Raw genomic sequence first — 25,283 nt, 5'->3', positions numbered from 1 at the left:
TCAGTGAGAGCCGGACTTCGCGGCGCCGAGGGAGGATTCGCGGGGCACCAGGTGGGTGTCCACGATGACCACGGGACGCACGATCTCCTCGCCGCGGATGCGGGCGACCAGCAGCCGCGCCATCTCCCGGCCCATCGCCTCCAGCGGCTGGTGCACGGAGGTGAGCGGCGGGTCGGTGTGCCGCGCCGTCGAGGAGTCGTCGAACCCCACGACCGCGACCTCCCGGGGGATGTGGATCCCGCGCTCCTTGAGCACCCGCATGGCGCCGACCGCCATGGGGTCCGAGGCCGCGAACACGGCGTCCAGCTCCGGTTCGCGGGCGAGGAGTTCACGCATCCCGCGCTCCCCGGACTCCTCGCTGAAGTCCCCCTGGACGACCGTGCCGGTGAGCCCGGCGGCGGCGAGGGCGTCGTGGTACCCGTCGAGACGGTCGACGCCCACCTGCATGTCCTGCGGCCCGGTGATCGCGCCGATCCGGCGGCGTCCCAGGCCGATGAGGTGCTCGACGGCCTGCCGGGCGCCACCCCGGTTGTCCGCGTCCACGCAGCTCACCGGCACCACGCCGACGGGCTTTCCGCCGAGCACGGTCGGCACGCCGTTCTCCTCCAGGTGGCGGGGCAGCGGGTCGCCGCCGTGCAGGGAGATCAGCAGGACCCCGTCGACGTGCTGGCCGGTGAGGTAGCGCTCGAACCGCGCGTGCTCGTCCTCCGACTGGGCGATCACCAGCAGCAGTTGCAGCCCGGTGTCCGCGAGACCGGCGCTGATCCCCCTGATGATGCCGGCGAAGTACGGCTCGCCGAAGACGCGCTCCTCCGACTCCGACACGAACAGCGCGACCGTGTCCGTACGGCGGGTGACCAGGGCGCGGGCCGCGCGGTTCGGGACGTACCCGAGCTCGTCGATGGCCCGCAGCACGGCCTCGCGCGCCTCCGGGCTGACCTTCGGCGAACCGTTGATCACCCGGGAGACGGTGCCGCGGCCCACGCCGGCCCGTGCCGCGACGGCCTCGAGGGTCGGTCGCCGCCCGCTCGTCACGTGGTCACCGGCCGAGGCGCCGAGAGCGCTCTCACGCCCGGTGAAAGGACCCGCGACGGCGGGCGACGTGATGGTCGGTCGACAGTGTTCACGCGTTCATTCTGCCGAGCCCGCCCTGCCCGATCACCGAGGAGTACCACTGTGCGCTGGTCTTGGGGATCCGCGCCTGGGTCAGGAAGTCGACGTAGACGAGCCCGAACCGCTTGGCGTACCCCCAGCCCCACTCGAAGTTGTCCATCAGTGACCAGGCGAAATATCCGCGCAGCGGCACGCCCGCGCTGATCGCCGTGTGGCAGGCGCGCAGGTGCGCCTCGATGTAGGCGACACGGTCGGGGTCGTCGACCAGCGGCCCGTCGCCGTTCTCGCCCTCCGCCACGACGTCGTCGAACGCCGCGCCGTTCTCCGTCACGTACAGGGGCACGGACGGGTACTCCTCGGCGACGCGGGTGAGCACCTCGGCGAGCCCGGACTCGTCGATCTCCCAGCCCATCGCGGTGACCGGCCGGCCGACCTGGACGAAGCCGACGTGCTCGCTGCCCGGCCACGGCGACGCCTCGGCGAACGGCGAGGTGATCGCGCGCGCCGCGCCCTCCTTGCCGGTGACGAAGAAGCGGTTGTAGTAGTTGATCCCGAGCTGGTCGACCGACCCGCCGATGAGCTCCATGTCGCCGTCGTGCACGTCCGGGGCGTGGTCGCCCAGGTCGGCGATGACGTCCTCGGGGTACTCGCCGCGCAGCAGGGCGTCGAGGAAGAGGCGGTTCTGCAGCCCGTCGATGCGCCGGGCGGCGTCGACGTCCTCGGGCGCCTCGCTGGCCGGCGACACGGCGTACAGGTTGACCGACGCGCCGACGTTCCTGCCCTCGCCGCGCAGCGACTGCGCGGCGAGGCCGTGGCCGAGGAGCAGGTGGTGGGCGGCGCCCACGGACGCCCCCGGCTCGCGGCGGCCCGGCGCGTGGTCCCCCGAGGCGTACCCGAGGAAGGCCGCGCACCAGGGCTCGTTGATCGTCGTCCAGTTGACGACCCGGTCGCCGAGCGCGTCGCAGAGGAGCTGGGCGTACTCGGCGAAGCGGTACGCCGTGTCGCGATTGGGCCAGCCTCCGGCGTCCTCCAGCGCCTGGGGCAGGTCCCAGTGGTACAGCGTCGGCCACGGCTGCACGCCCGCCTCGAGGAGGGTGTCGACGAGGCGCCGGTAGAAGTCCAGGCCCTTGGCGTTCACCGGTCCGGTGCCGTCCGGCCGTACGCGCGACCAGGAGATCGAGAACCGGTACGCCGTCAGGCCGAGGGAGGCCATCAGCGCGACGTCCTCGCGGAACCGGTGGTAGTGGTCCGTGGCGACGTCGCCGGTGTCGCCGCCGAGCACCTTGCCCGGCGTGTGGGCGAAGGTGTCCCAGATCGACGGTCCGCGCCCGTCCTCGTCCACCGCCCCCTCGATCTGGTACGCCGCGGTCGCCGCGCCCCAGACGAAGCCGGTGGGGAACCTGATCTCCGTCTCCGCGCGTGATTTCTGGATCGTCATGCCTTCACGGCCCCTTCCATGATTCCGCCGATGATCTGGCGGCCGAACACCACGAAGACGACGAACAGCGGGATGGTCGCCACGACCGTGCCGGCGAACATCAGCGTGTAGTCGTTGAAATAGGCGCTGTTCAGCAGTGCCAGGGAGTACTGCACGGTCGGGTTGTCGGGGTTCAGCACGGCCCGCGGCCAGATGAACTCGTTCCAGGTCGACATGAAGGTGAACAGCGCCAGCACCGAGGCCGCGGGCCGCAGCGCGGGCAGCACCACGCTCCAGAAGATCCGGAAGGTCGACGCCCCGTCGACCCGGGCGGCCTCGATGAGCTCGTCCGGGATGGCCTGCGACGCGTACTGCCGCATCATGAACACGCCGAAGCCCGTGACGAGGAACGGGACGATCACCGCCTGGAGCTTGCCGGTCCAGTGCAGGTGCACCATCACCATGTACAGCGGGATGATGCCCATCTGCACCGGCACCATCATCGTGGCGATGACGACCAGCAGGAGCGCGTTCTGGCCCTTGAAGCGCAGCTTCGCGAAGGCGAAGCCGGCCAGCGACGCGAAGAACACCGTGGACGCGGCGACGACGGCCGAGGCGATCGCGGAGTTGACCAGCGCCTTGGCGAAGTGCGCCTGCTCGTTGTCGAACACCCGGCGCAGATTGTCGCCGAGGTGCTGGCCGGCGATGAACGGCGGCGGCACCGCGCCGACGACCGCGTTGGTCCGCGTGGCCACGACGAACATCCAGTACAGCGGGAACGCCGACAGGACGATCGCGAAGATCAACACGATGTACGTGAGCGGGCTGGCGGCCCACAGCCGGGCCGAGCCGGCGACGGCCTGCCGGGAGCGGCGGGCGACGGCTTCCTTCACTTGTCACCACCTCCGGCGAACCGGCGGATCAGCAGGAAATTGACCACGGAGAAGACGAGGATCAGCAGGAACAGCATCCAGGCGACCGCGGAGCCGTAGCCGTACTGGTAGCGGTTGAAGGCGTTCTCGAACATGTACATCGCCACGGTCTGCGACTGCCGCAGCGAGCCGCCGTTCATGTACCCGAAGTTGAACAGCAGCGGCTCGGTGAACAGTTGCAGGCCCCCAATGGTGGAGATGATCGAGGTGAAGATGATCGTGGGCCGCAGCATCGGCACGGTGATCCGCCAGAACTGCTGCCGCCGGGACGCGCCGTCGATCGCCGCGGCCTCGTACAGGTCGCGCGGGATGGCCTGCATGCCGGCCAGGAAGATCAGCGAGTTGTAGCCGGTCCACCGCCAGTCGACCATGGTCGAGACGGCCACCCAGGAGGCCCACCGGTTCGCCTGCCAGTCGATCTTGTGGACGCCGAAGAAGTGCAGGACCCAGTTGGCCATGCCGTAGTCACGGCCGTACAGCTGGGTGAACACGATCGCGACCGCCGCGACGGACGTCACCAGCGGCAGCAGCACGCCCATCCGGAACAGCGTCTGGAAGCGCAGCCGCCGGTTCAGCGCGTTGGCCAGCAGCAGCGCGAGCAGCAACTGGGGCACGGTCGCGATGACGAACATGCCGAAGGTGTTGACGACGGCGTTCCAGAACTGGTCGTCGGTCATCAGCCGCGTGTAGTTGCGCAGGCCGACGAACTCGTGGCCGCCGATCATCTCCCAGCGGTGCAGGGAGACCCAGAAGGTGTACCCGAGGGGGAACAGCCCGAAGACCAGGAAGAGGATGTAGAACGGCGAGATGTAGAGGTAGGGCGAGACCTTCAGGTCCAGCCGGGAGAGCCGGGCGCGCAGGCGGCTCCGCTCGGACGGCGCGGCGCGCGGTGCGGCCGGGGCGGGCCGCAGGTCGACGGCCATGTGCGAGGTCCTTTCGTCGAAGACGGACGGGCGTGGAGACGGGCGGCGCCGGCCGACGCGTCCTGGGGAAGGCCGGCGCCACCCGCCGGTCTCAGAGCCCCGCCGCCTTCTTGGCGTCGGAGACGGCCTTGCCCCAGCCGGACGACGCGGACAGCTTCTTCTGCGCGATCGCCCGCAGGTCCGCCTCGACCGCCTGCCGGACCTCCTGGTTGTCCGCCCCGAGGTAGACGGGCTTGAGGCTCGTCGCGGTCGCCCCGTAGATCTGGCCCACCGGGGCGTTGTTGAAGTACGGGTTGTTGAACGCCTTGACCGCCGGGTCGTTCAGCGCCTGCGGGGAGGACGGCAGGTTGTTGGCCGCCTTGAACGCGGCGATCTGACCCTGCGGGCTGGTCAGGAACTTGACCAGCTCGGCCGCCTCCTTGGGGTGCTTGCTCTGCGTCGGCACGGCCAGCCAGGAGCCGCCCCAGTTGCCGCCGCCGCCCGGCACGCCGGCGACGTCCCACTTGCCCTGCTGCTCGTCACCGCCGTACTGCTTGATGAGACCGAGCATCCACGCCGGGCACGGCGCGGTGGCGAAGGCGTCCTTCTTGAGCGCCTGGCTCCAGGGGTCGGACAGGAACTGCACGCCGTTGGCGAGCCCGGCGTCCGACATCTTGACGGTCTCGTCGAACGCCGCCTTGACGGCCGGGTTCGACTCCATGACGAACTTGTTGCTCTGGTCGAAGTACGTCTGGTTGGAGGCCTTGCCCGCCTCCTGCATGAGGATCGTGTTGTAGTACGTCTCGGGGCTGTCGATGAACTTCGTGCTGCCGCCGATCTTCGAGGTGAACTTCTGGCCCACCTTGATGAAGTCGTCCCAGGTCGGCCAGAGCTTGGTGACCTCGTCGCGCTGGGAGGGCAGACCGGCCTTCTTGAACAGGTCGGCGCGGTAGCACAGCGACATGCTGCCGATGTCGGTGCCCAGGCCGATGAGCTTGGAGCCGTCCGGGCTCATGCCCCCCTGCCACTTCCAGGGGATGTAGTTGCTCTGCAGCGACGACGCGCCGTACTGCTTCAGGTCGACGAACTTGTCGGGCTGGCTCTTGAACTTCACCATGATGCCCTCTTCGATCGCGACCACGTCGCCGGCGCCGGCGCCCGCCGCGATGTACTGCTGGAGCCGCGGGGTGTAGTCATCGAGCTTCGGGACGTTCCGCTCGTTGATCTTGATGTTCGGGTGCTGGGCCTGGAACTGCTTGTACAGCTCCTGGTAGCCGAAAGTGCCGAAGTCGTCGACGTTGAGCGTGATCTTCTCGCTCGAGCCGCCGGAGTCGTTCGACTTGCCGTCGTCGCTGGAGCACGCCGACGCCGCCGCGAGCGCGGCGGACAGCACGATCGCCAAGGCGCCGACTCGCCCGCGATGCATGTTGACCCTCATGACGGACCCCTCTCAGGTCGTCTCCATAAGCGGGGGGTTCTACCGGACTCCTCGGTGAGCCCGGTTCGTTCTGTGGGAGCGCTCCCACGAAGCGAAGCCGGGAGTCATAGGGGATGTCAATAGCCCGAAACATATTCGTTACGCGGCCGTCACGGCCTCCTTGCCTTCGGCGACACGGCCCCTCCGCCGCACGCCGCCTGCCGTCCCGGGCCGTCCTCCCGTGGCAACCTCGAAGAATGAGGCTCCCGGAGCAGATCGCGCGCACCCGTTTCGCGTCCGCGCGCGCCGTGCGCATGGCGACCGTGGATGAGGCGGGGCGTCCGCATCTGGTCGTCATGACGTTCGCGGTGGACGGCGACCGGATCTACTCCGCCGTCGACGCCAAGCCGAAGCACACCCGGGACCTCAAGCGGCTGCGCAATATTCAGGCCGACCCGCGTGTCGCCGTGCTCGCCGACCACTACGAGGACGAGTGGTCCCGCCTGTGGTGGGTGCGCGCCGACGCCACCGCGCAGATCATCGAGGACCCGGAGGCCATGGCCGAGCCGATCGGCCTGCTGCGCGGGCGTTACCGGCAGTACCGCGCCCACGCCCCCGAAGGCCCGGTCATCGCCCTGACCGTCCACCGCTGGACCGGCTGGTCCGCCTCCTGACCGGCGCGGACCCGCGTCGCACCGCCTACGACCGCCTCCTCGGGCGATGGCGGCGCAAGAGCCACAGCGCCAGGACGACGGCCGGCACGGCCCCGCCCACCATGAGGCCGTCGGTCAACCGGCTGGAGCTCAGCCGGATCGCCGATCCCGCGGTGTCGGCGACGGCCGGAAACGTGAGAGTCGCCGATACGGTCCGCTTGATCATGCCGCTCTGCAGCGTCAGCCGGGCCTTCCACGGACCGCTCGGCAGTCTGGGGTCCAGGACCACGCTCACCGGTGCGCTGTCGCCCGGGACCAGGGTGGTCCCGAGCGTCGCGGCGAACGGACCGGCGCTCATCTTGCCGGGACCGTCCGACAACGTCAGGGCACCGCCCATCTCGAGGACCCGGCCGCCCGTGTTACGGACCTGCGCGAGAACCTCCGGACGGCCGTCCTTGCCGCGCGCGGGTGTCAGGCTTGTGATCTGAAAATCCGAGGCGGGCTCCCCGCCCGGTCCGATGTCCAGGTAGGTGCGGATACCGACCCTGTTGATCGCTCCCAGGTTGTGCCGGGCGTCCGGCGCGGCCTCGGCCTGAGCCCAGACGACACCGTAACGCTCTCCATGCGAGGCCGACGGCGGAACCTTGATCGTCACGCGTGCGGTCCCCTCGCCATGCGGGGACAGATCGAGCGACGGTTCGTCGAGCGACGTCCATGTCGTCAGCTCGTTCGGGGTCCGGCCGATCAGCGGAATGAACCTGTGGCCGAGGACCTGCGCCGCACCCACGTAGAGTTGCACTCGCAACCGCCTGGCCGACGCGTTCTCGACGAGTATCCGCCGGTGGATGGTCGTACCGGGCGCGATGTGGTCGACGATCTGATAGTAGGCGCGCGGATCCTTACGACGTGCGACCGGAGCTTCCAGCAGACGGATTCCGAAGCGGCCGTGCGAGTCGTGCGACGCCACCGCCGCCGACGCACTGCTGGTCGTGTTCGCGGAGAGCACGACCAGCAGCATCACGGTCAACCATGGTGGTACGGGATCACGCGACCGAATGGGTCACCGTCCCCGTATAGGTCCGCCCCGCTGTCGCGGTGACGGGAATGACGACGGTCAGGGCCGGACTCCAGGACGCGGTGTTGCCACCCACGCCGCCCGTGTGGGTGTAGACCGGCTGCGGCGTAGCGCTCAACGTCTGCGTGGTCGGCGTGAAGGTGCCGTCTCCGGTCGTCGTGGCGGCGCCCGGGACATAGGTCACGGCGGACTGCGGGATCGTGGGGACGTCGGGTCCTCCGTCGAAGGGCGACGCCGAAACACTCGCCGTCCAGGACGCGGGGCTGGCACCCCGGGCGTCGGTGACCGTCACCGTGCCGAACACGCCCGCGGCGTTCGTGACGGTGGCACCGGGCGCCCCGTTGTTCAGCGCCGCCGTGTCCGGAACGGTCAGCGACAGATCTCCCGCGTTGACGGTGAACGTGGTGATGGTGCCCGTGGAACAACCCGTCGGGCTCCCACAGGTACCCGCACTCACCGGTTGCGACGCGGTCACCCCGAGAACGATGGCACCGGCGACCGCCAGCGTTATATGACGCACTTATCCCTCCCCACTCTGAAATGCTCGGCCATGAGAAGTCACGATGGATGTGGGATGGCTCCGCGAATCATTGCGCCGCACCATCACCCAAGATCGCAGCCATAGGCTACCCACCCAGCGGGTCGGCTACACCGCATGGTATATACCCGCCATCACCCGAATTCGCCGCCTTTAAGATTATGACCGAGCTATCCGCATATGGGGCGCTGGTCAAGGGACGCTCGAGGATGATCCCCCGAAATTCATCCCCGGGCGTGTCCCGATGAGATTCGAAGACACGCCGCGGTAGAAGAACCCTGCGGTGAGATCGTCGGGCAGCCGAAATGCGTTGACGGGAGGCAGTGAACCGGATGATTCCTGTGCGCGGCGGGCGCATCCTGGCGCTGTGGGCGACCGGCCTGATCGGTCATGCGCCGGCACCGCCGGCCAACGCCTCCGCCGACCTCGCCTCGGTGATGCCCCTGCATTCCGGAGCCGTGACGATCACTGCTCCGACCTCTTTCTCTCTCGGTAAGGCCAGGCCAGGACAGACAATGGTGAGCCGGCTGAAACCCGTCCGGGTCGACGACACGCGCGGACCTGGCGCCGCCGACTGGACCGCCACCGTGTCGGCGACCGAGTTCAGCCCCGGCAGCGGAAGGGCCATAACGAAGGCCCACATCTCCTACTGGTCCGGTCCGGCCATTCGAACGACCGGCGACGGCGTATTCACCCCCGGGCAGCTCTCGCGAGGAAGAGCACAGTCACTCAGTACGACCCGGGTCGCGTTCAGTCATTTCGAAGGCAGTAGCGAGAACTCGGCGAGCTGGCGCCCGTTTCTGGTGATCTCCATTCCGGACACCGCGGCCGCCGACGAGTACGCGGGCTCCATCATCCACTCGGTCGCCTGACGTCCCCGGGCCTGTCAGAAGACGTCGAGCAGCGCGCGAGTCCGCTCGACCGAACGGAAGACCTCGGCGCGCATGCCGACCTCGCGGGCGGCCACGACGTTGACCTCGCTGTCGTCGATGAACAGGCAGTCGGCCGGCGCGACCCCGAGGCGCTCGGCGGCGATCTCGAAGGCGCGGTGGTCGGGTTTCGCCACGCCGATGGCGCAGGAGTAGGTCAGCGCGTCGAAGTGCGCGAGCCACGACCCGTGCCGCTCCTCGAACACCGGGACCAGGTCGGCGATGATGTTCGACAGCAGGCCGAGCCGGCGGCCCTGCCCCGCCAGCTCGCCGATGAGGGACACCATGGCCGGGTCGGCGTTCGTCCAGCTCGCCAGGTCGGCCGCGGTCAGCGCGTCGATCGTCGCGGCCGGGAACCGTACGCCGAGCCGGTCGGCGACCGCCGTCCAGTACTCCGCGCTCGACTGTCCCGCGTCGTACGGTTTACGGAGCGCCCAATAGGCGTCCCAGAGCGCGTCGGGTGCGACGCCGGCGATGTCCTCGATCCGGCGCTTCGCCGCGGGCGTCTGCGTCAGGGCGATGACACCGAACAGGTCGAACACGATCGCACGCGACATGCGGTCCTCTTCTCAGGCGGTGACCAGGGGCGATGCGAGCCTATGCGGCGCCGGGCCGGCCGGCGACGGCCGGTGCCCGCGCGGATCACCGAGCCGGTGACGGGACGTGACCCATTCATTTGAACAAGCGGTTGGGCAGACGGGCCATAATGAGGGGGTGACGACCACGCGCAAGGACAACGGACGGCCGCGGGCCGATGCCCGCACCGGCACCTCGGGGGGCGCCCGCCGTCGCGCGAAGGGCTCGTCGACGCTCGCCTCCGAGCGCCGCGAGCACCTCGTGAAGCTCGCCGCCGAGCTGTTCGCGGAGAAGGGCTACCAGGCCACGACCGTTCGCAACATCGCGGACGAGGCCGGGATCCTATCCGGGAGCCTCTACCACCACTTCGACTCCAAGGAGTCGATCGTGGATGAGATCCTCACGTCGTTCTTCGACGAGCTGGCGGCCGCGAACCAGGCGGCCCTGGCCGAGGGCGGCGAGCCACGCGAGGTCCTGTCCGAGCTCGTGCGCATCTGCTTCGGCACGCTGGTCCCGCACCGCGCCGCCATCATGGTGCTGCAGAACGACTGGAACTACCTCAAGCAGTTCGACCGGTTCGACTACCTCAACAAGGCCGAGGCCGAGACCGAGCGGCTGTGGGTCGGCCAGATCAAGCGCGGTCAGGAGAGCGGGCTGTTCCGCGAGGACATCGATCCCAAGCTCACCTACCGGATGATCCGCGACACGATCTGGGTGACGGTGCGCTGGTTCCAGCCGGAAGGCCGGCTCGACGCCGACGGGCTCGCCGACCACTACATCAAGGTCCTGTTCGACGGCATCTCGCGGCATCGCTGAGGCCCGCCGCCGGGTGCCTCAGGCCGATGCCGGCATCGGCCCGAGGCGCCCGGCGGCGTGGTCAGGTCCCTGCCGGGGGCTCGTCGAGCTTCTTCAGCTCTTCCGGCAGGCGTTCGAGCAGGCCCCGCAGGTCGTCGGCGTGCTCCTCCTCCTGCGCGAGGATCGTCTCGAACACCCGCTTGGTCGTCGGGTCGCCGTCCCCGATCCACTGAATGATCTCGGTGTAGGACATGATCGCGACGCGCTCGGCGACCAGGTCTTCCTTGATCATCTCCACCAGGTCGAGGCTTCCGGCGTACTCGGCGTGCGCCCGGGTCGCGAGCGTGTCGGGGTTGAAGTCCGGCTCGCCGCCGAGCTGGACGATGCGTTCGGCGAGCATGTCGGCGTGGTTCTGCTCTTCCTGGGCGTGCTCCAGGAACTCCCCGGCGACCGCCTCGGCGTGGATGCCGGTGGCGGTGAAGTAGTGCCGCTTGTACCGCAGGACGCAGACGATCTCCGTGGCCAGCGCCTCGTTGCAGATCTGGATGACGCGCTCCAGGTCGGCGCCGTACGCGTCGGTCACGGGGCCCTTGTCGATCTCGGTCTTGGCCCGCTCGCGGATCGTCTTGATGTCGGTCAGGAATTCGGCCATGGCGTTCGTACCTCCCGCCCTTGACCTACCTCAGCGCGCACGGTCTACACCGGTGATCGGTCATTCGCTCGGGCGTTCATCGCCCGGACTCGACGCGGGCGGGTACGGCCGGTGCCGCGACGGGTGGTTCGGCGACCGGCAGCAGGCGGGCGAGCCACCCCGGCAGCCACCAGTTCACCGCGCCCAGGAGCTCCATGACGGCGGGGACGAGCACCATGCGCACGACCGTCGCGTCGATGAGCACGGCCACACCCAGGCCCAGGCCCATCTGCTTGACCGCGATGTCCGCGCCGAGCAGCACCGACAGGAACACGCACACCATGATGGCCGCGGCGGCCGTGATCACGCGGGCGGTGCGGGCGAGCCCCCGGGTGACGGCCTGCCGCGTGGGCGCCCCCGCGTCGTACTCCTCCCGGACCCGCGAGATGAGGAACACCTCGTAGTCCATCGACAGCCCGAACAGGATCGGGAACATGAACAGCGGCACCCACGCGGTAACCGGCATTCCGATCGGGAAGCCGAGCGCACGCCCCAGCCAGCCCCACTGGACGACCGCGGTGAGCACGCCGTACGCCGCCCCGATGGACAGCAGGTTCATCAGCGCGGCCTTGATCGCGATGGCCACCGACCGGACCAGCGCGAGCAGCAGGATCAGGGACAGCCCGACGACCACCGCGATCAGCCACGGGAGCCGGGAGATGACCGCGTCGGCGAAGTCGATCGTGCCGGCGTTCGGCCCGCCGACGTAGACCCGCGGACCGCCGGCGCGGTGCCGTTCGGCCATGGCGTCGCGGAGCCGGTGCACGAGCCGCGGCGTCGCGGCGTCCTGCAGCCCGGTCCTCGGGTACGCGACGAACATGGCCGTCGTACCGTCCTGGCTCGTCCGTACGGGCGTCACCGAGGCGACCCCCGGCGTGCCGCGGACGGCGTCGGCCACCGGCCGTACGTCACCGGGGAGCCGGGCCACGAGGACCAGCGGCGCGTCGTACCCGGCGCCGAACCCGTCGGCGAGGATCCGGTGCGAGGCGTAGGCGCTCGTGTCGTGCGGCTGGGTGCTGGAGTCGGTGAAGCTCAGCCGCATCGACAGCGCCGGCACCGCCAGGACGAGCAGCGCGATCGCCGAGACGGACAGGGCGACGACCGGACGCCGCTGGATCACTCCGGCCCACCGCTCGGACAGGGGCCGGCGCGCGTGCCGCCGGGTCACGCGGCGCAGCCCGAACCGGTCGATGTTCCGGCCGGTGAAGCCGAGCAGCGCGGGCAGCAGGGTCACGGCGGTGACCATCGTCATCAGCACCGTCAGCGACGCGGCGACGGCGACGGCGTTGAACAGCCGCTGGCCCATCACGAACAGCCCCATCAGCGCGACGACCACGGTGGTGCCCGCGAACAGCACCGACCGCCCTGCGGTGGCGATCGCCACGACGGTGGCGTGCTCGGGGTCGGCGCCCTCCTCGGCCAGGGCCTCGCGGTAGCGGGTGACGATGAACAGCGCGTAGTCGATGCCGACGCCGAGCCCGATGAGACCGGCGACGATCGGTGTGAAGCCCGGCGCGGGCAGCAGGTGGCCGAGCAGGGAGATGCCGGCCAGGCCGGTGCCGATGCCGAAGATCGCGGTCACGATCGGCAGGCCCATCGCCAGCAGCGAGCCGAAGGCGATGAGCAGCACGATCACGGCCGCGAGCAGTCCGATGCCCTCGGTCGGCCCGCCGCCGGGGGTCTCCGCGTTGATCACGGCGCTGCCGCCGAGCGCGAGCGTGAGGCCGTCTCCGGACGCCTTCCGCACGTCGGCGATCATCGCGGTGACGTCCTTCACCTGCATATCGTCCGCGCTCACGTCGAGCTGGACCGGGGCGAACGCCGTCCGGTGGTCCGGCGACACCTGGCCGGGCACTTGGTACGGCGAGCTCACGGACGCGACGTGCGGGGCGTGGGCGAGGTCGCCGAGCACCTTCTCCACCCGGGGCCGCGCGGCCTCGACGCCGCCGTCGGCGCGGACGGCCAGGGTGAGCGTGTCGCCGTTCCGGCCCGGGAAGTGCTGCTCGATCAGGTTCTGCGCCTTGGCGGACTCGGCCTTGCCTCCGGAGAAGTCGTTGTCGGCCGGCGCGGCGAAGCCGAACCCGATCGCGATGACGATCGCGGCGCCGACCGTCCAGGCCGCGAGGACCAGACGCCTGCGGCGGTAACAGAAACGGGCCAGCCGCGCGAGCGGTCCGTCGTACATGGGATCACCTCGTGGGACGTGTCAATGACGCCCTGAGATTCGCGGTCGATCGTGCCTCCGCGCGTCAGTCCGGCGATGACACTCCAACGGCCGCCGTACTCCGCGGGGAGTACGGCGACCAGGCGATCGGATGGGCGTTCACCGCGTCGCGGCTCAGGCGGAGACCAAGGCTTCGGACTCGTCCGTGTCGAGCCGGCGCTGCGCGGTCACGGTTCTGGCCAGTCGCATCGCCAGCACCGTCATCGTCAGCACGAGGGCCAATGCGATCCAAGCGGCCACCTCCGCGGCGGTGGCGTACCCGCCGTGGTCGAGCACCGCGAAATAGATCCCGCCCACGACGGCCACCCCGGTCACGCCGGCGAACTGCTGGGTGGTGGAGAGCGTGCCCGAGGCGACACCCGCCTTCGCAGGGGCGATCCCGGTCATCGGCGCACCGATCAGTGACGGCAGGATCAGGCCGTTGCCGATCCCCATCAGGCCTGTCGCGGTCAGCAGCCACGGAACGGCGATGTGGTCGCCTTCGGCCTGCAGTCCGACCGCGATGAGCAGCACGCTCAACCCGGTGATCACCGTACCGGCGGTCATGACCCGCAGGCCGTACTTCGCGATGAGGCGCTTTCCCGTCAGTGAGGCGACCATGGCCAGCACCGCCGTGGGCGTGAAGATGAGTCCCGCGCCGAGCGCGCTGTACCCGAAACCGGTCTGCAGGGTCAGACTGATCACGAAGATGAAGCTGGTGAAGAAGGCCATGAAGGCGGCGTTGATGGCGAGGCCGATGGTGAAGACCTTGCCGCGGAACAGCGTCAGGTCGAGCAGCGGCTGACCGCCGCGGGCGGCGAGGCGGCGCTCCCATGTGAGGGCGGCCCAGAACACCGGCACGGAGGACACCAGCAGGACCCAGGCCCACACCGGCCAGCCCTCCTGCCTGCCGAGGACCAGGGGTACGAGTGCCAGCGCCAGCGACCCGGAGACGCCGAGGACCCCGATCCCGTCCACGGCCGGGCGGCCGGCGACGGTCGTGCGCGGCAGCGCGGCGGAGGCGAGGGCGAAGACGGCCAGGCCGACGGGGAGGTTGATGAAGAAGATCACCCGCCAGCCGAGGCCGAACACGTCGGCGCCGAGCAGCAGGCCGCCCAGCAGTTGGCCGCACACGCCGCTGAGTCCTCCGGTGACGCCGAACCACGCCAGCGCGCGTGGCCGCTGTTCCGCGGGGAGGACCGTGGTGATCAGGGCGAGCACCTGGGGCACCATGGCGGCGGCCGTCAGCCCCTGGAGCATGCGGGCCAGTACGAGCTGGGTGGAATCCTGCGCCAGGCCGCACAGCACGGAGGCCACGGTGAAGGCCGCCACTCCCGTCAGGAACAGCCTGCGGTGGCCGAAGATGTCGCCGAGCCGCCCGCCGAGGACCAACCCGGCGGCATAGCTGAAGACGTAGCCGCCGACCACCAGTTCCAGCGCCGCCGCTCCGGCGCCGAGGTCGGACTGGAGGGCGGGAAGAGCGACGTTGACCACGTTGCCGTCGAAGCCGTACATGAAGAAGGCCGCCAGGATGACGGGTAGCAGGAGCATGGATCCTCCGTTGTTGATGGATCAGTCAAAAACTTGGGCATGCGAAGGCCGTATCCCCGGCCCAGGTCAGGCGCGCAGGTCGGCGATCACCGCTTCGACCGTCTCGTGCAGCGACTGCCGGTCATAGCCGGCCTTGGCCTGCACGAGCAGGCCGTGGAAGGTGCCCATCACCTGGCGGGCGAGCAGACGGGCCGGGCGGTCCACCCGGATCTCACCCTGCGCCCTGCCGTCCTCGATCGTCTCCACCAGCACCGCTTCGAGCTGCGTGAGGCACCGGCGGGCCAGCGTCGCCAGCTCGGGGTCCACGCTCGCCAGTTCGGTGACCGTGTTGACCGCGAGGCAGCCGCGACGGTCGGCCGCCGCCCGATCCACACCACTGAGCATGAGCCGCCGGATGCGCTCCAGCGGTGGCCGGTCCGCCTGGATGGCGTTCTGCCCGGCGGCGCCCTTCTCCCGGTAACGGTGGAGCGCCAGCTCGAACAGGCCCCGCTTGCTGCCGAAGGCGTTGTAGAGGCTGCCACGAAGCATTCCCGTCTCCGCGAGCAGATCCTCGGTCGAGGTCCCGGTGTATCCCTTGGTCCAGAACGTCTCCATCGCCGCCTCGACGGCCGCGTCGGCGTCGAACTTCCTCGGACGTGCCATGAGAGCAGGTTGCCAGTTTTTGATAGATCCGTCAAAAACGCGGCGTCGAGCCGTCGGCCGCCGAGGCGGCGGAGCGCTCACCCGCGCGGTGGCGGTTCCTCCGGAACGCCGGTGACCGGCAGCCGAGCCGACACGGTGAACCCTCCGGCGTCGCCCCGCCGCGCGGTGAACGAACCGCCGACCGCCTCGACGCGCTCCCGCATCCCCGTCAGCCCGTTGCCGGGGCGCCCGTGGTCGGGCGGGCCGACGCCGTCGTCGGCGACCTCGATGACGAGCTCACCGCCGGCGTACGTCAGCGACACCCGCGCGGCGGCCGACGGTCCGGCGTGGCGCAGCACGTTGGTCAGCGACTCCTGCACCAGCCGGTACGCGGCGTGGTCGACGTCGGCGGCGAGCCGTCCCGAGCCCGCGCGGGCGACGTCGACGGACAGGCCCGCCGCGCGTACGGCCTCGACCAGGCCGGGCATCCGGTCGAGGCCGTGCTCGACGGCGGATGCGCCGTCGCGGAGCATGCCGAGGGTCGCCCGCATCTCGGCGAGCGCTTCCTTTCCCGTCTTCCGGATCGCGGCGAGCGCCGCCCGTGACCCGTCGTCGCCGTCGCCGAGCAGGTGCAGGGCGCTGCCCGCCTGCACCGTGATCGTCGCCACGCTGTGCGCGACCGTGTCGTGCAGCTCGCGGGCGATCCGCAGCCGTTCCTCCGCGACGCGCCGGGCCGCCTCCCGCTCGCGACTCTCCTCGGCCTGCCGGAGTCGCTCACGCGTCTCGGCGGCCAGCTCCCGGCGGCTGCGAGCGTACTCGCCGAACAGGATGATCCCCGCGAGCAGCGTCACCTGCGGCAGCGAGTCGCTGAGCGTCCGCAGCAGCGCCTGGTCCTTGAGACCGAGGAGGACGATGTACCCGGCGACCAGGTAGAAGAGGGTGACACCGGCCGCCCAGCGCCACTTCCCGGCCAGGGAGGCGAAGTACAGCTGGACCGACAGCGCGAACGCCGGGGAGAAGCCCGGATACCCCGTCGAGTAGTAGACGAACAGCAGCGCGGCGGAGGTCAGGAGAACCCCGAGCGGCCGACGGCGGTGGAACGGAATCGGCAGCGCGATCAGCCCGGCCATGAGGTACGCCCCGAGATCCACCGGCCTCGCCCGGGGCTCGTTCGCCACGGAGACCGTGATGCACAACCCGACCACCACGCCGATCGTCAGCACCAGATCGATCAACACGGCACGGGACAGGCGCATCCGCCAAAACTACCCCCCGCCGCCCCTCAAGACAGTCGGGCTGACCCCACTTCCGTCGCAGCTCAGGAGCCGTCGTCCGGGCGGATGAGGAGGGCGGCGCTGCCGTAGGAGCCGCCGAAGCCGGTGCAGAGCGCGACCTCGGCGTCGGAAACCTGGTTCACCCCGTCGCCGCGCAACTGCCGGACCGCCTCGGCGACGTTGTTGAGGCCGTGGACGTACCCCTCCGACAGCAGCCCGCCGTGCGGGTTGACGGTGGCGAGGCCCTCGCGGAGCGTCCCGGCCAGGTCGGAGCGGGCGCACAGCCCGAAGTCCTCCAGCTGGCGCGGGACCAGCCAGGAGTACGCGTCGTACAGCAGGGCCACGTCCACGTCGGCCGGCGTCATTCCCGCGGCGGCGTAGAGCGGGCCGGCGACGTAGGAGGAGAAGATCCTCGTCATGTCGTCGGTCTTGTCCATGGCCGAGGCGCCCGGGCCGCCGCCCCGGACGACGGCGTGGATGCGCGGTGCGGCCGGTGCCCGGTCGGCGGACGTGATGACGAGCGCGCAGGCGCCGTCCGTCTCCTGGCAGCAGTCGGCGCGACGCAGGGGCGAGGTCACCGGCGGGCTCGCCCAGTAGTCCTCCTCCGCCCGGCGCAACGCGCGGGGATTGGCGGCCGCGTGCGTGCGCGAGCTGCGGACGACCGCGCACAGGTCCTTCTCGGTGAGGCCGGTGTCGTGCAGGTAGCGCTGGGCGGCGAGCGCGAACTGCTGCACCGGACCGGCCGACCCGTACGGGTGGGTGAACTGCTCCTCGACCCCCTCCCCCAGTTTCAGGGAGAGGGTGTTCATCCGCCGTCCCGAGCGGCCGTTCAGGGCGCGGTAGACCAGCACCGTACGGGCCAGGCCCGCGTCGATGAGCATGGCGGCGTCGCCGAGGATCGAGGCGCACTGGGTGCCGCCGCCGTAGATCTCGTTGTGCCAGCCGAGCTCGATCCGCAGGTCCCGCGCGACGTGGATCACCGGGGCGGAGTCGCCGAGGTGGTAGCTGAGGATCGCGTCCGGCCGCTGCCCGGCCTCGTCGATCGCGCGGCGGGCGGCCTCGACGGCGAGTTGCAACTCGGACCGGCCTGAGTCCCGGGACAGGTCCGTCATCCCCACCCCGGCGATCGCCGCCTTACCGGAGAAGCTCTGCATCCGGCCAGTCTGCCCCAGACAAGCGCTTGCTCGCCACATCCTGTTCCGGTCCGCGGCCCAGGGCGCACCGAATACTCGGCAACCGCGGCACAGAAAGGAACCAAAGCCCGCATATCAGCACTGCGGCGAGCCCTTTTCCGAGCATTCGGCACGACGCGTCCGCTACGGGTGACACAAAGCGTCACCGACAAGTCAAGTTCCGTGATCATTAATAGCCGATTCGCGATCGCGGCAGCCGGCCGACTTCGCTGCGCTCGCCCCTACGGGGTGGCCTACGGCCATCAACCGGCCTCGCCTCCCGTAGTCAGGGAACGGCCGGACGGGAACCGGCAGGCCCGCCGGAATCCGGGCTGCGGGCGGCGCTTCGCGCCGTCCTCGCCCGTCCCGGCGGCCTGCCACCCCGCCCTCCGGGCCTGACACCAACCGCCATCCACGGCCGCACACCCCGCTCGGGGCTATAACTCCAGCAACAGATCGCGATGTTGGCTCACATCAACGCCAGACGCTAGTCTGTGATCTTGTAATTCGCCCTACGTAGCAGGAGTGTGGCGTGAAAAAACTTCTTCGCATTGCTCTGCCGGTGACGATTGCAGGCACAGCGCTGTTTGGAGTGACGACCACGGCCCAGGCGGGTACTTGGATCGACGTGGACGAATTCAATACTCTCAGCCAGTGCAAGGCCGCCGCGCCCGCTGCAATGCAGCGATACGGCGCCGACACCTACACGTGTGACACGGATTCCGGGCGTCTACCCTACCTCTTGCGCGTTTTCGTCCGCTAAACGCTCTGACAAGGCGCAGCAGATTCACCGATTGGTGGCTAGCCCAGCAACCAGTCCGCTTAACGCTCGATCCCCCCGGCTGTGACAACATGGCCTGCTGGCGCGCCGACGGACCGGAGATCCCGGGCGGCCTCGTCGGCGTCGCCCGCACGCCGACCGGCTGAGCCGTCAGCCGGTCGCGAGGCGCGAGTACGTCACCGGACTACTCGCCGGCCCGGGCCAGTGCTTCGATGAGACGTTCGCGGACGACGTCCAGAGCGGCGATCTTCTCCTCCACGTCGGCGAGCCTCCGGGCGATGACCCGCGCACTCGCGGGACAGACGGGACCATCGGCGATGTCGCCATCGAGACAGAGCAGGAACGCACGGACGTCATTGGCCGTGAGGCCGAGCGAGAGCAACAGCCTGATGTTGCCCACCCGGCCGACCGTCGTCTCCTCATACTCCCGGTAACCGTTCGGCGCTCGCCGGGGGCGCAGCAGACCCTGCTGCTCGTAATACCGCAGGGCCCGAATGGTGGTGCCGGCCTCGTTCGCCAGTTCTCCGATCAGCATCGCTCTATTGTCATCCGGCCACGCTCAGCCCGCCGTCGACGCGAATGACCGTACCTGTGAGGTAGGCGGCTTCGGAACGCGTGACGTTCACGATCCACCAGGCGATCTCCGCCGGCTGAGCGATACGCCCGAGTGGGATTCTGGCCCGAAGCTCCTTGCCGGCCACGGCGATCTGCTCGTCCGAGAAACCGGCATGGCTCAGCACGGGCGTCGCGGTTATCCCGGGGGCCACCGACACGACGCGAATTCCGCGCTGCGCGAGCTCGACGGCCCACGTATGGGTGAGGAAGTCCAGAGCCACCTTCGTGGATCCGTAGACCGAGTTGTTCGGCCAGCCATAGTAGGGCGGGTTGGACGTGACGTTGACGATGGTGCCGCCGGCCTCCAGATACGGCACGGCATGTTGGGTCAGGAACACCGGGGCGAGGAGGTTCGTGGCGAGTTGTTCCTCGGCGACCTTCCGCTCGATCGCACCGAGCGGGGCCGGACGAGTGATCGCGGCATTGTTGACCAGGACATCGATGCGGCCGAACGCCTCCACCGCGGCGGCGACGATGTCGGCAGGGGCGTTCGGTGCGGCGACGTCGGCCACGAACGTCCGGATGCGCGGGTGTCCTTCGGCCGTCTCCGCCAGGCGTTCGGCGGTCCGGCCGACGATGAGAACCTCGGCGCCCGAGGCGGCGAACTGCCGGGCCGTCGCACGACCGATCCCGGTGCCTCCTCCGGTGATGAGGACTGCCCGACCATGACGGGGATTGGTCTCTTCCATGCGCGAGACGCTAAGCCCTGACCTCGGCGTCAAGGTCAAGGGCGGGAGACGGCTCGATACGGGCGGCGAGCACCGGACTGCGGACCGAATATCCTTCGGCGAACGAGCCGATGAGCCGACGTATCGCGTACGGCGTTCGGCGTGGCGGCGACGAGTGGGGGATCACATGGACGCGGTGGATCAGGCGATCCTGCGACGGCTGCAGCGAGACGGGCGGCAGACGAACCGGGAGCTGGCCGAGGCGGTCGGGATCGCCCCGTCGACCGCGCTCGAGCGGACGCGGGCGCTGCGCACTCGCGGCGTCATCACCGGCTTCCACGCGGCGGTGGACCCGGCGACGCTGGGCCGGAGCGTGCAGGCGCTGATCTCGATACGGATCCGGCCGCAGTCCCGCGAGGCCATCGAGTCGGTCCGCGACACCATGGCGGCACTGCCCGAGACGCTGGGCGTCTTCGTGGTCACGGGGAACGAGGACGTCCTCGTGCACGTCGCGGTGCCCAGCACGGCGTACCTCCGCGACTTCGTGCTCGACCGGCTGGCCCGGCGCAAGGAGTTCGTGGACGTCCGTACGACGGTGGTCTTCGACTACGTCCAGCCGGTCGAGCAATCCGAACTTCCGTCGACATAGGACCGCCATCGCCGAAGCGCGTTCGCCTGAATCACTCCGATGACGATCTCGGCCGAAGGATGCTCGGCTCATACCTCCTCAATCGAACGATCGACGGCCGAACAGCTGTTCCTCCGCAGTTCCGCCTAGCGTTCTCCGCATGGAGCAACGAAATGACCTGTCCGGAGTGGGGCTCGTGCTGGCGACCGGGGTGCTGTGGGCGACGGTGGGGCCCGCGCAGGTTCTCGCGGACTCGGCGGCCGGGCCGGTGGCGCTGGGCGGGGCCCGGATCCTGGCGGGTGGAGTGGTGCTGGCCCTGGCGGTCCTGGCGACGCGCCGGGGAGCCTTCCGTACGCTGACGCGGAGCGCGTGGCCGTCTCTGCTGGCCGCCTCCTGCGCCACCGGGATCTTCCAGGCGGCGTTCATGAGCTCGGTGGCCCGTACCGGCGCGGCCGTGGCCACCGCCGTGACGTTCGGCGTGGCACCCGTCAGCACCGGCGTCGTCGAGCGGATCGCGCTCGGCACCCGGCTGTCGCGTGGCTGGGCGGTCGGCACGTGCGCCGCCGTCGTCGGCTGCGCCCTGGTGATGACGCCGGACGGACCGGTGCACGTCGACCCGTACGGCGTGCTGCTCGGCGTCGTTTCCGGCGGCTGCTACGGCGTCTACACGGTGGCGGCCAAGCGGCTCACCGGCGGTCGCGTCGACATGCCGGCGGCGGTGTCGGTGACGCTCCTCATCGGCGGCTCGTTCCTGGCGCCGTGGACGCTGTCGCGACTGCCGGCCCTCGGCACGGCGCGCTCTCTCCTGGTGGTCGGCTGGCTGGGCCCGGTCACGGCGGCGCTGGCGTACTCGCTGTTCGTCGCCGGGCTGCGCCGGGTCACCGCGGCGACGGCGGGCACCCTGTCGCTGGCCGAGCCGCTCGTGGCCACGGCGCTGGCCGTCCTGTTCCTCGGCGAGCGGATGTCCGTGCCGGTCGCGGCGGGGTCCGTGCTGCTGCTGGGCGGGTTGGCGGTCGTCTCGGTCCCCGGGCGCCCCTCCCGGCGCTCGGCGCGCGCGGGAGGGGACGCGGACGCGCCGCGGGTCAGAGTTCGTACTGGACCGCGGCGCGTTCGGCGAGGATCGGCGTGACGTACTCGTCGATGACCGCGCGGTGCACCGGGTGGTCGCGGTAGACGGTGTAGGCGTCGCGGTCGGCGAAGTCCGCGACCACGGCGAAGTCGAAATTGCCGGGGTTCACGCCGGCGTCGGCGCCGACGTGGTACCCCTCGATCTCGGGGATGGCGCCGGGCAGGGCGGTCAGCCGCTCCACCAGGTCCCGCTTCCGCTCGTCCGTCGCGCTCTCGTTCCAGCGGAATATCACCACGTGCCGGAATCCGGCCATGTCGCCTCCTCGATCGATGCTTCGCCGACGACGATACGAGAAGGGCTCCGGCGGGCGGCGCGCGCCACCCGGTTCACGCGGCGAGGTGCGCCGCCGAACGTTCGGCCAGGTCGAAGGCCTGCCGGAGGTCGGCCCGCACCAGCCGCCCGCCCTGTTTGACGATCTTCCCGCCGACCAGGACCGTGTCCACGTTACTCAGGTCGGCCGCCGTCACCACGGCGGTGATCGGGTCCCCCAGCGGTACCAGGTTCGGGGTGTCGGCGCGGAGCAGGACGAGGTCCGCCTGCTTGCCGGGCCGCAGCGACCCGATGCGGTCGTCCAGGCCGAGCGCGACGGCGCCGTCGAGCGTCGCCATCCGCAGCACGTCCGCCGCCGAGACGGTGGGGTCGTCGGCGCGCGTCGCCGCGAAGGCCGCCCGCATCAGGCCGAACATGTCACCCGCGACGCTGGTCACGGCGTCCGCGCCGAGCGTCGTCCGGACCCCGGCGGCGCGCAGGCGGGCGAGCTCCGGGCGGCCGAGGCGCATCTGGTCCTCCAGGACCGGGGAGACCGAGGCGGTGCCGCCGCTGTCGGCGATGAGCGTGAACTCCTCGTCGGTGGCCCCGTTCAGGTGGATGTAGGTGGTGTCCGCGCCGAGCAGGCCCCGGTCGCGCAGCCGCTCGATCGGGCCGCGGCCGTTGACGTGGACGCTGATCCGCATACCCAGCTCGCGGGCGAGGCGCCAGTCGGCCTCGGTGTCCTCGATGCTCGAGAAGCCGGGCCCCCAGGCGGCGAGCGTCATCGAGACCCGGCCGCCGACGAGGCCGAGCGCCCGGCGCACCTCGTCGGGCCGTCGCGCGTCCGGCGCCGGATGGGCGTATCCGAAGACGGCCCGGATGCCGGAGTCGCGCAGGGCGGCGACGGCCGCGTCGGTGTGCTCGGGCGAGCGCTGGATGTGCGACCAGTCGAGCAGCGTGGTGATCCCGGAGTTCAGGCATTCGAGGGCGCCGGCGAGGTTGCCCGCGTGGACGTCCTCCGGGCGGAAGCGGGGCGCGGCCCCGTACACGATCGCCTCGAGGTACTCGCCGAGCGAGGCGTACGGGGCGGTGGACCGGAGCACGCTCTGCCAGGTGTGCCGGTGGGTGTCGACGAACCCGGGGAGCACGATGTGCCCTCGCGCGTCGATGACCTCGGCGCCCTCGGCGGGCAGGCCGGGGCCGACCGCGGCGATCACGCCGTCCTCGATCAGGAGGTCGGTCGCGGGCGTGGCGTGCGGCGCGGGCTCGGTGTCGATGACGAGCCCGTGCCGGATCAGGATCCGGGACATGGAAATACCTTTCTAGAAAGCTTTTTGGAAAGCTATCACGGCGAGCGACTAGGCTCAACGGCCATGGAACGGCCGGATCGCGTGGACGCCATGCTCGCGGCCTGGCGCGCGGAGGACCCCGAGGTCGCGACGCTGACGCTGGAGCTCACCAAGCGCGTCGGGCGCCTGGCCGCGCTGTGCGCGGAGGCGACTCAGCGGGCCCTGGAGGAGTTCGGCGTCACCTACGCGGAGTTCGACGTGCTGGCGACGCTCCGCCGGTCCGGCCGGCCGTACCGGCTCAAGCCGGGCACGCTCGCCGAGTCATCGATGCTGACGACCGGCGGCACCAGCAACATCCTGCAGCGACTCGGCGCGGCCGGCCTCGTACGGCGCGAGCCGGACCCGGACGACCGGCGCAGCTCGTGGGTGTGCCTGACCCCGGAGGGTCTCGACCTGACGAACCGGATCGTCGCCGCGACCGGCCGGCAGCACGAGGCGTTGTTCGGAGGGGTCACCGAGGAGACCGGACGGGCACTGGCGGACCTCCTTCGCGAGGTCCTCCTCACCCTCGGCGACGAGGCGCCGCGCAAGCGCTGACCGGCGCCTCGAGCGGACCGGCCGGGCCTGCGTCCCGAGAGGAAAGGCCTGGCCGGCGGCTCGGAAGGAAGGGCGAAGGGCGGCCGGGTCGTCGCCCGGCCGCCCCACCGCGGGGCCTATCAGGCCCAGGACACGCCGCCCATCGCAGCCTCCTTCCCCGACCGCCTATCAGGGTCGCCGCTCCCCCGAGCGTGTGCGTGGACATAAATGCTAAGGAAACGATCACTGCGGGCAAATACGTCGTTTGACATATTTTGTGGCGATCACCGCCTGTATGCGGCAATTCACCGCTGGTATTCCACCATTCGACCTTCGCCGGGACTCCATCACGGGCGTCAAGCCTGATACGCTACCAAGCGAGCGCTTGGTACGGAGGTGCCGCCCGCATGAAGTTCTCCACTTTCCAGCTCTTCCACCGGTTCGAGGGGCAGACCGTCCGGGAGGTGTACGACTACCAGATCGAGATCGCCGAGCTCTGCGAAGAGCTGGGCTTCGACGGGCTGTGGGTGGCCGAGCACCACTTCCGCGACTACGGCGTCGTGCCGAACATCTTCACGCTGCTGGCCAACCTCGCCGCGCGCACCGAGCGGATCCGGCTCGGCACCGGGATCGTCGTGCTGCCCCTGCACAACCCGGTGCACGTGGCCGAGGAGGCCGCGATGGTCGACCTGCTGTCCGACGGCCGGCTGGAGATGGGCGTCGGCCGCGGCTACCAGAGCGTGGAGTTCGAGAGTTTCGGCGTCGACCTGGGCGAGGCCCGCGAACGCTTCAACGAGGCGCTCGACATGATCATCGCGCTGTGGACCCAGAACGACGTGCACTTCCAGGGCAAGTACTACGGCACGGGCAACGAGGTCTCCCTCACACCGCGGCCGGTGCAACGGCCCCACCCGCCCCTGCACGTCGCGGCCGTGAGCCCGGAGACGGTGGAGCTGTACGCCGCGCGCGGCCTGCCGATCCTCGCCGACCCCGCCGCGCCCTTCAAGAAGATCGCCAAGGCGGCGGAGACCTGGCACGCGACCGCGCGGGCCAACGGCGTCGACACCGAGGGGGTCGAGCTGGTGGCCAGCCGCTCGGTGTACGTCGCGCCGACCGTCGAGCAGGCCCGCGCCGACCAGGCCCGCTTCGAGAGCTCCTTCGACCGGTCGCGCATCTTCAACCGGCAGAGCGCGCCCATCGACTCCAGGACCGGTGAGGTCGCCAAGGGGTTCGAGTACTGGCAGGACCGCTACCTCAAGGGCGGCGAGGTCGGCGCCGACTTCCGCTGGGAGCAGCTCGAGGTCATCGGCGACCCCGACCGGGTGATCAACCAGATCAAGATGATCGCCGACTTCGGCTTCACGAACCTGATGTGCGACTTCGGCAGCACCCGGCCCGTGCCGATCGAGGAGATGAAGAAGGTCCTGAGGTTCTTCGCCGCCGAGGTGATGCCGGCCTTCCGCTGAGGAGCCGCCTCCCGCGGCGAAAC

26 protein-coding genes are annotated in these 25,283 nt (G+C 70.2%); 8 read left to right on the top strand and 18 right to left on the bottom strand.

Annotated elements, in window-relative coordinates; translation table 11 throughout:
• From AB0L00_RS26585 to AB0L00_RS26565, 5 genes are all read right to left on the bottom strand, one after another.
• Positions 1 to 1,035: a LacI family DNA-binding transcriptional regulator gene (locus AB0L00_RS26585; protein WP_364439410.1), complete on the bottom strand. Its 1,035-nt coding sequence runs from the start codon at positions 1,033 to 1,035 to the stop codon at positions 1 to 3.
• A gap of 88 nt (positions 1,036 to 1,123) precedes the next feature.
• Positions 1,124 to 2,551, bottom strand: a complete 1,428-nt coding sequence (locus AB0L00_RS26580) for a GH1 family beta-glucosidase (protein ID WP_364439407.1) — start codon at positions 2,549 to 2,551, stop codon at positions 1,124 to 1,126.
• Positions 2,548 to 3,423, bottom strand: coding sequence for a carbohydrate ABC transporter permease (locus AB0L00_RS26575; protein ID WP_345361745.1), 876 nt, complete (start codon positions 3,421 to 3,423; stop codon positions 2,548 to 2,550). The genes AB0L00_RS26580 and AB0L00_RS26575 overlap by 4 nt, the downstream gene beginning before the upstream one ends.
• Positions 3,420 to 4,385 carry a sugar ABC transporter permease gene (locus AB0L00_RS26570; protein ID WP_345361743.1) on the bottom strand — a complete coding sequence of 322 codons (966 nt, stop codon included), beginning with the start codon at positions 4,383 to 4,385 and terminating at the stop codon, positions 3,420 to 3,422. The genes AB0L00_RS26575 and AB0L00_RS26570 overlap by 4 nt, the downstream gene beginning before the upstream one ends.
• Positions 4,386 to 4,476: 91 nt before the next feature.
• A complete protein-coding gene (locus AB0L00_RS26565) occupies positions 4,477 to 5,790 on the bottom strand; it encodes an extracellular solute-binding protein (protein ID WP_364439403.1) in 1,314 nt (437 codons plus the stop codon).
• Positions 5,791 to 6,038: 248 nt separating this feature from the next.
• On the opposite strand from AB0L00_RS26565, the gene AB0L00_RS26560 reads away from it, so the two are divergent.
• The gene (locus tag AB0L00_RS26560) at positions 6,039 to 6,455 is read left to right on the top strand and encodes a TIGR03668 family PPOX class F420-dependent oxidoreductase (protein ID WP_364439400.1); all 417 of its coding nucleotides are present in this window, start codon (positions 6,039 to 6,041) and stop codon (positions 6,453 to 6,455) included.
• Positions 6,456 to 6,480: 25 nt separating this feature from the next.
• Here the strand turns inward: AB0L00_RS26560 and AB0L00_RS26555 are convergent, their stop codons facing one another.
• Both AB0L00_RS26555 and AB0L00_RS26550 read right to left on the bottom strand, forming a co-directional pair.
• Positions 6,481 to 7,452 carry a hypothetical protein gene (locus tag AB0L00_RS26555; RefSeq protein ID WP_364439530.1) on the bottom strand — a complete coding sequence of 324 codons (972 nt, stop codon included), beginning with the start codon at positions 7,450 to 7,452 and terminating at the stop codon, positions 6,481 to 6,483.
• 25 nt (positions 7,453 to 7,477) lie between these two features.
• A complete protein-coding gene (locus AB0L00_RS26550; RefSeq protein ID WP_364439397.1) occupies positions 7,478 to 8,029 on the bottom strand; it encodes a hypothetical protein in 552 nt (183 codons plus the stop codon).
• A 341-nt stretch (positions 8,030 to 8,370) separates the two neighbouring features.
• On the opposite strand from AB0L00_RS26550, the gene AB0L00_RS26545 reads away from it, so the two are divergent.
• On the top strand, positions 8,371 to 8,919 hold the full coding sequence (locus AB0L00_RS26545; protein WP_364439394.1) for a hypothetical protein: 549 nt from the start codon (positions 8,371 to 8,373) through the stop codon (positions 8,917 to 8,919).
• Positions 8,920 to 8,933: 14 nt separating this feature from the next.
• On the opposite strand, the gene AB0L00_RS26540 is transcribed toward AB0L00_RS26545, so the two are convergent.
• Positions 8,934 to 9,533 (bottom strand): HAD family phosphatase, encoded by a 600-nt coding sequence (locus AB0L00_RS26540; protein WP_364439391.1) that lies wholly within the window; start codon positions 9,531 to 9,533, stop codon positions 8,934 to 8,936.
• 157 nt (positions 9,534 to 9,690) lie between these two features.
• Here AB0L00_RS26540 and AB0L00_RS26535 point away from each other — a divergent pair, with 157 nt between their 5' ends.
• On the top strand, positions 9,691 to 10,368 hold the full coding sequence (locus tag AB0L00_RS26535; protein ID WP_364439388.1) for a TetR/AcrR family transcriptional regulator: 678 nt from the start codon (positions 9,691 to 9,693) through the stop codon (positions 10,366 to 10,368).
• A 61-nt stretch (positions 10,369 to 10,429) separates the two neighbouring features.
• On the opposite strand, the gene AB0L00_RS26530 is transcribed toward AB0L00_RS26535, so the two are convergent.
• The 6 genes from AB0L00_RS26530 to AB0L00_RS26505 form a co-directional block, all read right to left on the bottom strand.
• The gene (locus AB0L00_RS26530; RefSeq protein ID WP_364439385.1) at positions 10,430 to 10,999 is read right to left on the bottom strand and encodes a ferritin-like domain-containing protein; all 570 of its coding nucleotides are present in this window, start codon (positions 10,997 to 10,999) and stop codon (positions 10,430 to 10,432) included.
• A 76-nt stretch (positions 11,000 to 11,075) separates the two neighbouring features.
• On the bottom strand, positions 11,076 to 13,223 hold the full coding sequence (locus AB0L00_RS26525; RefSeq protein WP_364439382.1) for an MMPL family transporter: 2,148 nt from the start codon (positions 13,221 to 13,223) through the stop codon (positions 11,076 to 11,078).
• Positions 13,224 to 13,376: 153 nt separating this feature from the next.
• The gene (locus AB0L00_RS26520; protein WP_364439379.1) at positions 13,377 to 14,792 is read right to left on the bottom strand and encodes an MFS transporter; all 1,416 of its coding nucleotides are present in this window, start codon (positions 14,790 to 14,792) and stop codon (positions 13,377 to 13,379) included.
• Between the two features lie 66 nt (positions 14,793 to 14,858).
• A complete protein-coding gene (locus AB0L00_RS26515) occupies positions 14,859 to 15,434 on the bottom strand; it encodes a TetR/AcrR family transcriptional regulator (protein WP_364439376.1) in 576 nt (191 codons plus the stop codon).
• A gap of 77 nt (positions 15,435 to 15,511) precedes the next feature.
• On the bottom strand, positions 15,512 to 16,669 hold the full coding sequence (locus AB0L00_RS26510; protein WP_364439373.1) for a sensor histidine kinase: 1,158 nt from the start codon (positions 16,667 to 16,669) through the stop codon (positions 15,512 to 15,514).
• 62 nt (positions 16,670 to 16,731) lie between these two features.
• Positions 16,732 to 17,841 (bottom strand): acetyl-CoA acetyltransferase, encoded by a 1,110-nt coding sequence (locus AB0L00_RS26505; protein ID WP_364439370.1) that lies wholly within the window; start codon positions 17,839 to 17,841, stop codon positions 16,732 to 16,734.
• A gap of 550 nt (positions 17,842 to 18,391) precedes the next feature.
• Here AB0L00_RS26505 and AB0L00_RS26500 point away from each other — a divergent pair.
• Complete coding sequence (locus AB0L00_RS26500; RefSeq protein ID WP_364439367.1) at positions 18,392 to 18,622, top strand: hypothetical protein; 231 nt, start codon at positions 18,392 to 18,394, stop codon at positions 18,620 to 18,622.
• Between the two features lie 202 nt (positions 18,623 to 18,824).
• On the opposite strand, the gene AB0L00_RS26495 is transcribed toward AB0L00_RS26500, so the two are convergent.
• Positions 18,825 to 19,175, bottom strand: a complete 351-nt coding sequence (locus tag AB0L00_RS26495; protein WP_364439364.1) for a MerR family transcriptional regulator — start codon at positions 19,173 to 19,175, stop codon at positions 18,825 to 18,827.
• Positions 19,176 to 19,185: 10 nt separating this feature from the next.
• A complete protein-coding gene (locus AB0L00_RS26490; protein WP_364439361.1) occupies positions 19,186 to 19,944 on the bottom strand; it encodes an SDR family oxidoreductase in 759 nt (252 codons plus the stop codon).
• Between the two features lie 166 nt (positions 19,945 to 20,110).
• Here AB0L00_RS26490 and AB0L00_RS26485 point away from each other — a divergent pair, with 166 nt between their 5' ends.
• Together AB0L00_RS26485 and AB0L00_RS26480 are read left to right on the top strand one after the other, a co-directional pair.
• Positions 20,111 to 20,572, top strand: coding sequence for an Lrp/AsnC family transcriptional regulator (locus tag AB0L00_RS26485; RefSeq protein WP_364439358.1), 462 nt, complete (start codon positions 20,111 to 20,113; stop codon positions 20,570 to 20,572).
• A 139-nt stretch (positions 20,573 to 20,711) separates the two neighbouring features.
• Positions 20,712 to 21,680 (top strand): EamA family transporter, encoded by a 969-nt coding sequence (locus tag AB0L00_RS26480; RefSeq protein ID WP_364439355.1) that lies wholly within the window; start codon positions 20,712 to 20,714, stop codon positions 21,678 to 21,680.
• On the opposite strand, the gene AB0L00_RS26475 is transcribed toward AB0L00_RS26480, so the two are convergent.
• Entirely contained in the window at positions 21,634 to 21,933 is a 300-nt protein-coding gene (locus tag AB0L00_RS26475; RefSeq protein WP_364439352.1) for a Dabb family protein, read from the bottom strand. The two genes, AB0L00_RS26480 and AB0L00_RS26475, sit on opposite strands and share 47 nt — an antisense overlap.
• A gap of 73 nt (positions 21,934 to 22,006) precedes the next feature.
• Positions 22,007 to 23,239, bottom strand: a complete 1,233-nt coding sequence (locus AB0L00_RS26470) for an amidohydrolase family protein (RefSeq protein WP_364439349.1) — start codon at positions 23,237 to 23,239, stop codon at positions 22,007 to 22,009.
• A gap of 63 nt (positions 23,240 to 23,302) precedes the next feature.
• On the opposite strand from AB0L00_RS26470, the gene AB0L00_RS26465 reads away from it, so the two are divergent.
• On the top strand, positions 23,303 to 23,815 hold the full coding sequence (locus AB0L00_RS26465; RefSeq protein ID WP_364439346.1) for a MarR family transcriptional regulator: 513 nt from the start codon (positions 23,303 to 23,305) through the stop codon (positions 23,813 to 23,815).
• 386 nt (positions 23,816 to 24,201) lie between these two features.
• Positions 24,202 to 25,260: an LLM class flavin-dependent oxidoreductase gene (locus AB0L00_RS26460; protein ID WP_364439343.1), complete on the top strand. Its 1,059-nt coding sequence runs from the start codon at positions 24,202 to 24,204 to the stop codon at positions 25,258 to 25,260.
• Positions 25,261 to 25,283 lie beyond the last annotated feature (23 nt).

It is taken from the genome of Actinoallomurus sp. NPDC052308 (genome assembly GCF_040679195.1).
GTDB classification, from domain to species: Bacteria; Actinomycetota; Actinomycetes; order Streptosporangiales; family Streptosporangiaceae; genus Actinoallomurus; species Actinoallomurus liliacearum.
Note: the sequence above shows the minus strand (reverse complement) of the source record. Positions and strands in the feature narration are given on the sequence as shown.

What these genes read in the sequence shown, in the direction of transcription:
- AB0L00_RS26560 (WP_364439400.1), top strand. Translation starts at nt 6,039, where the DNA reads ATGAGGCTCCCGGAGCAGATCGCGCGCACCCGTTTCGCGTCCGCGCGC.
- AB0L00_RS26565 (WP_364439403.1), bottom strand. Translation starts at nt 5,790, where the DNA reads ATGCATCGCGGGCGAGTCGGCGCCTTGGCGATCGTGCTGTCCGCCGCG.
- AB0L00_RS26520 (WP_364439379.1), bottom strand. Translation starts at nt 14,792, where the DNA reads ATGCTCCTGCTACCCGTCATCCTGGCGGCCTTCTTCATGTACGGCTTC.
- AB0L00_RS26480 (WP_364439355.1), top strand. Translation starts at nt 20,712, where the DNA reads ATGGAGCAACGAAATGACCTGTCCGGAGTGGGGCTCGTGCTGGCGACC.
- AB0L00_RS26570 (WP_345361743.1), bottom strand. Translation starts at nt 4,385, where the DNA reads ATGGCCGTCGACCTGCGGCCCGCCCCGGCCGCACCGCGCGCCGCGCCG.
- AB0L00_RS26515 (WP_364439376.1), bottom strand. Translation starts at nt 15,434, where the DNA reads ATGGCACGTCCGAGGAAGTTCGACGCCGACGCGGCCGTCGAGGCGGCG.
- AB0L00_RS26460 (WP_364439343.1), top strand. Translation starts at nt 24,202, where the DNA reads ATGAAGTTCTCCACTTTCCAGCTCTTCCACCGGTTCGAGGGGCAGACC.
- AB0L00_RS26470 (WP_364439349.1), bottom strand. Translation starts at nt 23,239, where the DNA reads ATGTCCCGGATCCTGATCCGGCACGGGCTCGTCATCGACACCGAGCCC.
- AB0L00_RS26525 (WP_364439382.1), bottom strand. Translation starts at nt 13,223, where the DNA reads ATGTACGACGGACCGCTCGCGCGGCTGGCCCGTTTCTGTTACCGCCGC.
- AB0L00_RS26490 (WP_364439361.1), bottom strand. Translation starts at nt 19,944, where the DNA reads ATGGAAGAGACCAATCCCCGTCATGGTCGGGCAGTCCTCATCACCGGA.
- AB0L00_RS26580 (WP_364439407.1), bottom strand. Translation starts at nt 2,551, where the DNA reads ATGACGATCCAGAAATCACGCGCGGAGACGGAGATCAGGTTCCCCACC.
- AB0L00_RS26510 (WP_364439373.1), bottom strand. Translation starts at nt 16,669, where the DNA reads ATGCGCCTGTCCCGTGCCGTGTTGATCGATCTGGTGCTGACGATCGGC.
- AB0L00_RS26485 (WP_364439358.1), top strand. Translation starts at nt 20,111, where the DNA reads ATGGACGCGGTGGATCAGGCGATCCTGCGACGGCTGCAGCGAGACGGG.
- AB0L00_RS26495 (WP_364439364.1), bottom strand. Translation starts at nt 19,175, where the DNA reads ATGCTGATCGGAGAACTGGCGAACGAGGCCGGCACCACCATTCGGGCC.
- AB0L00_RS26555 (WP_364439530.1), bottom strand. Translation starts at nt 7,452, where the DNA reads ATGCTGCTGGTCGTGCTCTCCGCGAACACGACCAGCAGTGCGTCGGCG.
- AB0L00_RS26530 (WP_364439385.1), bottom strand. Translation starts at nt 10,999, where the DNA reads ATGGCCGAATTCCTGACCGACATCAAGACGATCCGCGAGCGGGCCAAG.
- AB0L00_RS26505 (WP_364439370.1), bottom strand. Translation starts at nt 17,841, where the DNA reads ATGCAGAGCTTCTCCGGTAAGGCGGCGATCGCCGGGGTGGGGATGACG.
- AB0L00_RS26475 (WP_364439352.1), bottom strand. Translation starts at nt 21,933, where the DNA reads ATGGCCGGATTCCGGCACGTGGTGATATTCCGCTGGAACGAGAGCGCG.
- AB0L00_RS26540 (WP_364439391.1), bottom strand. Translation starts at nt 9,533, where the DNA reads ATGTCGCGTGCGATCGTGTTCGACCTGTTCGGTGTCATCGCCCTGACG.
- AB0L00_RS26465 (WP_364439346.1), top strand. Translation starts at nt 23,303, where the DNA reads ATGGAACGGCCGGATCGCGTGGACGCCATGCTCGCGGCCTGGCGCGCG.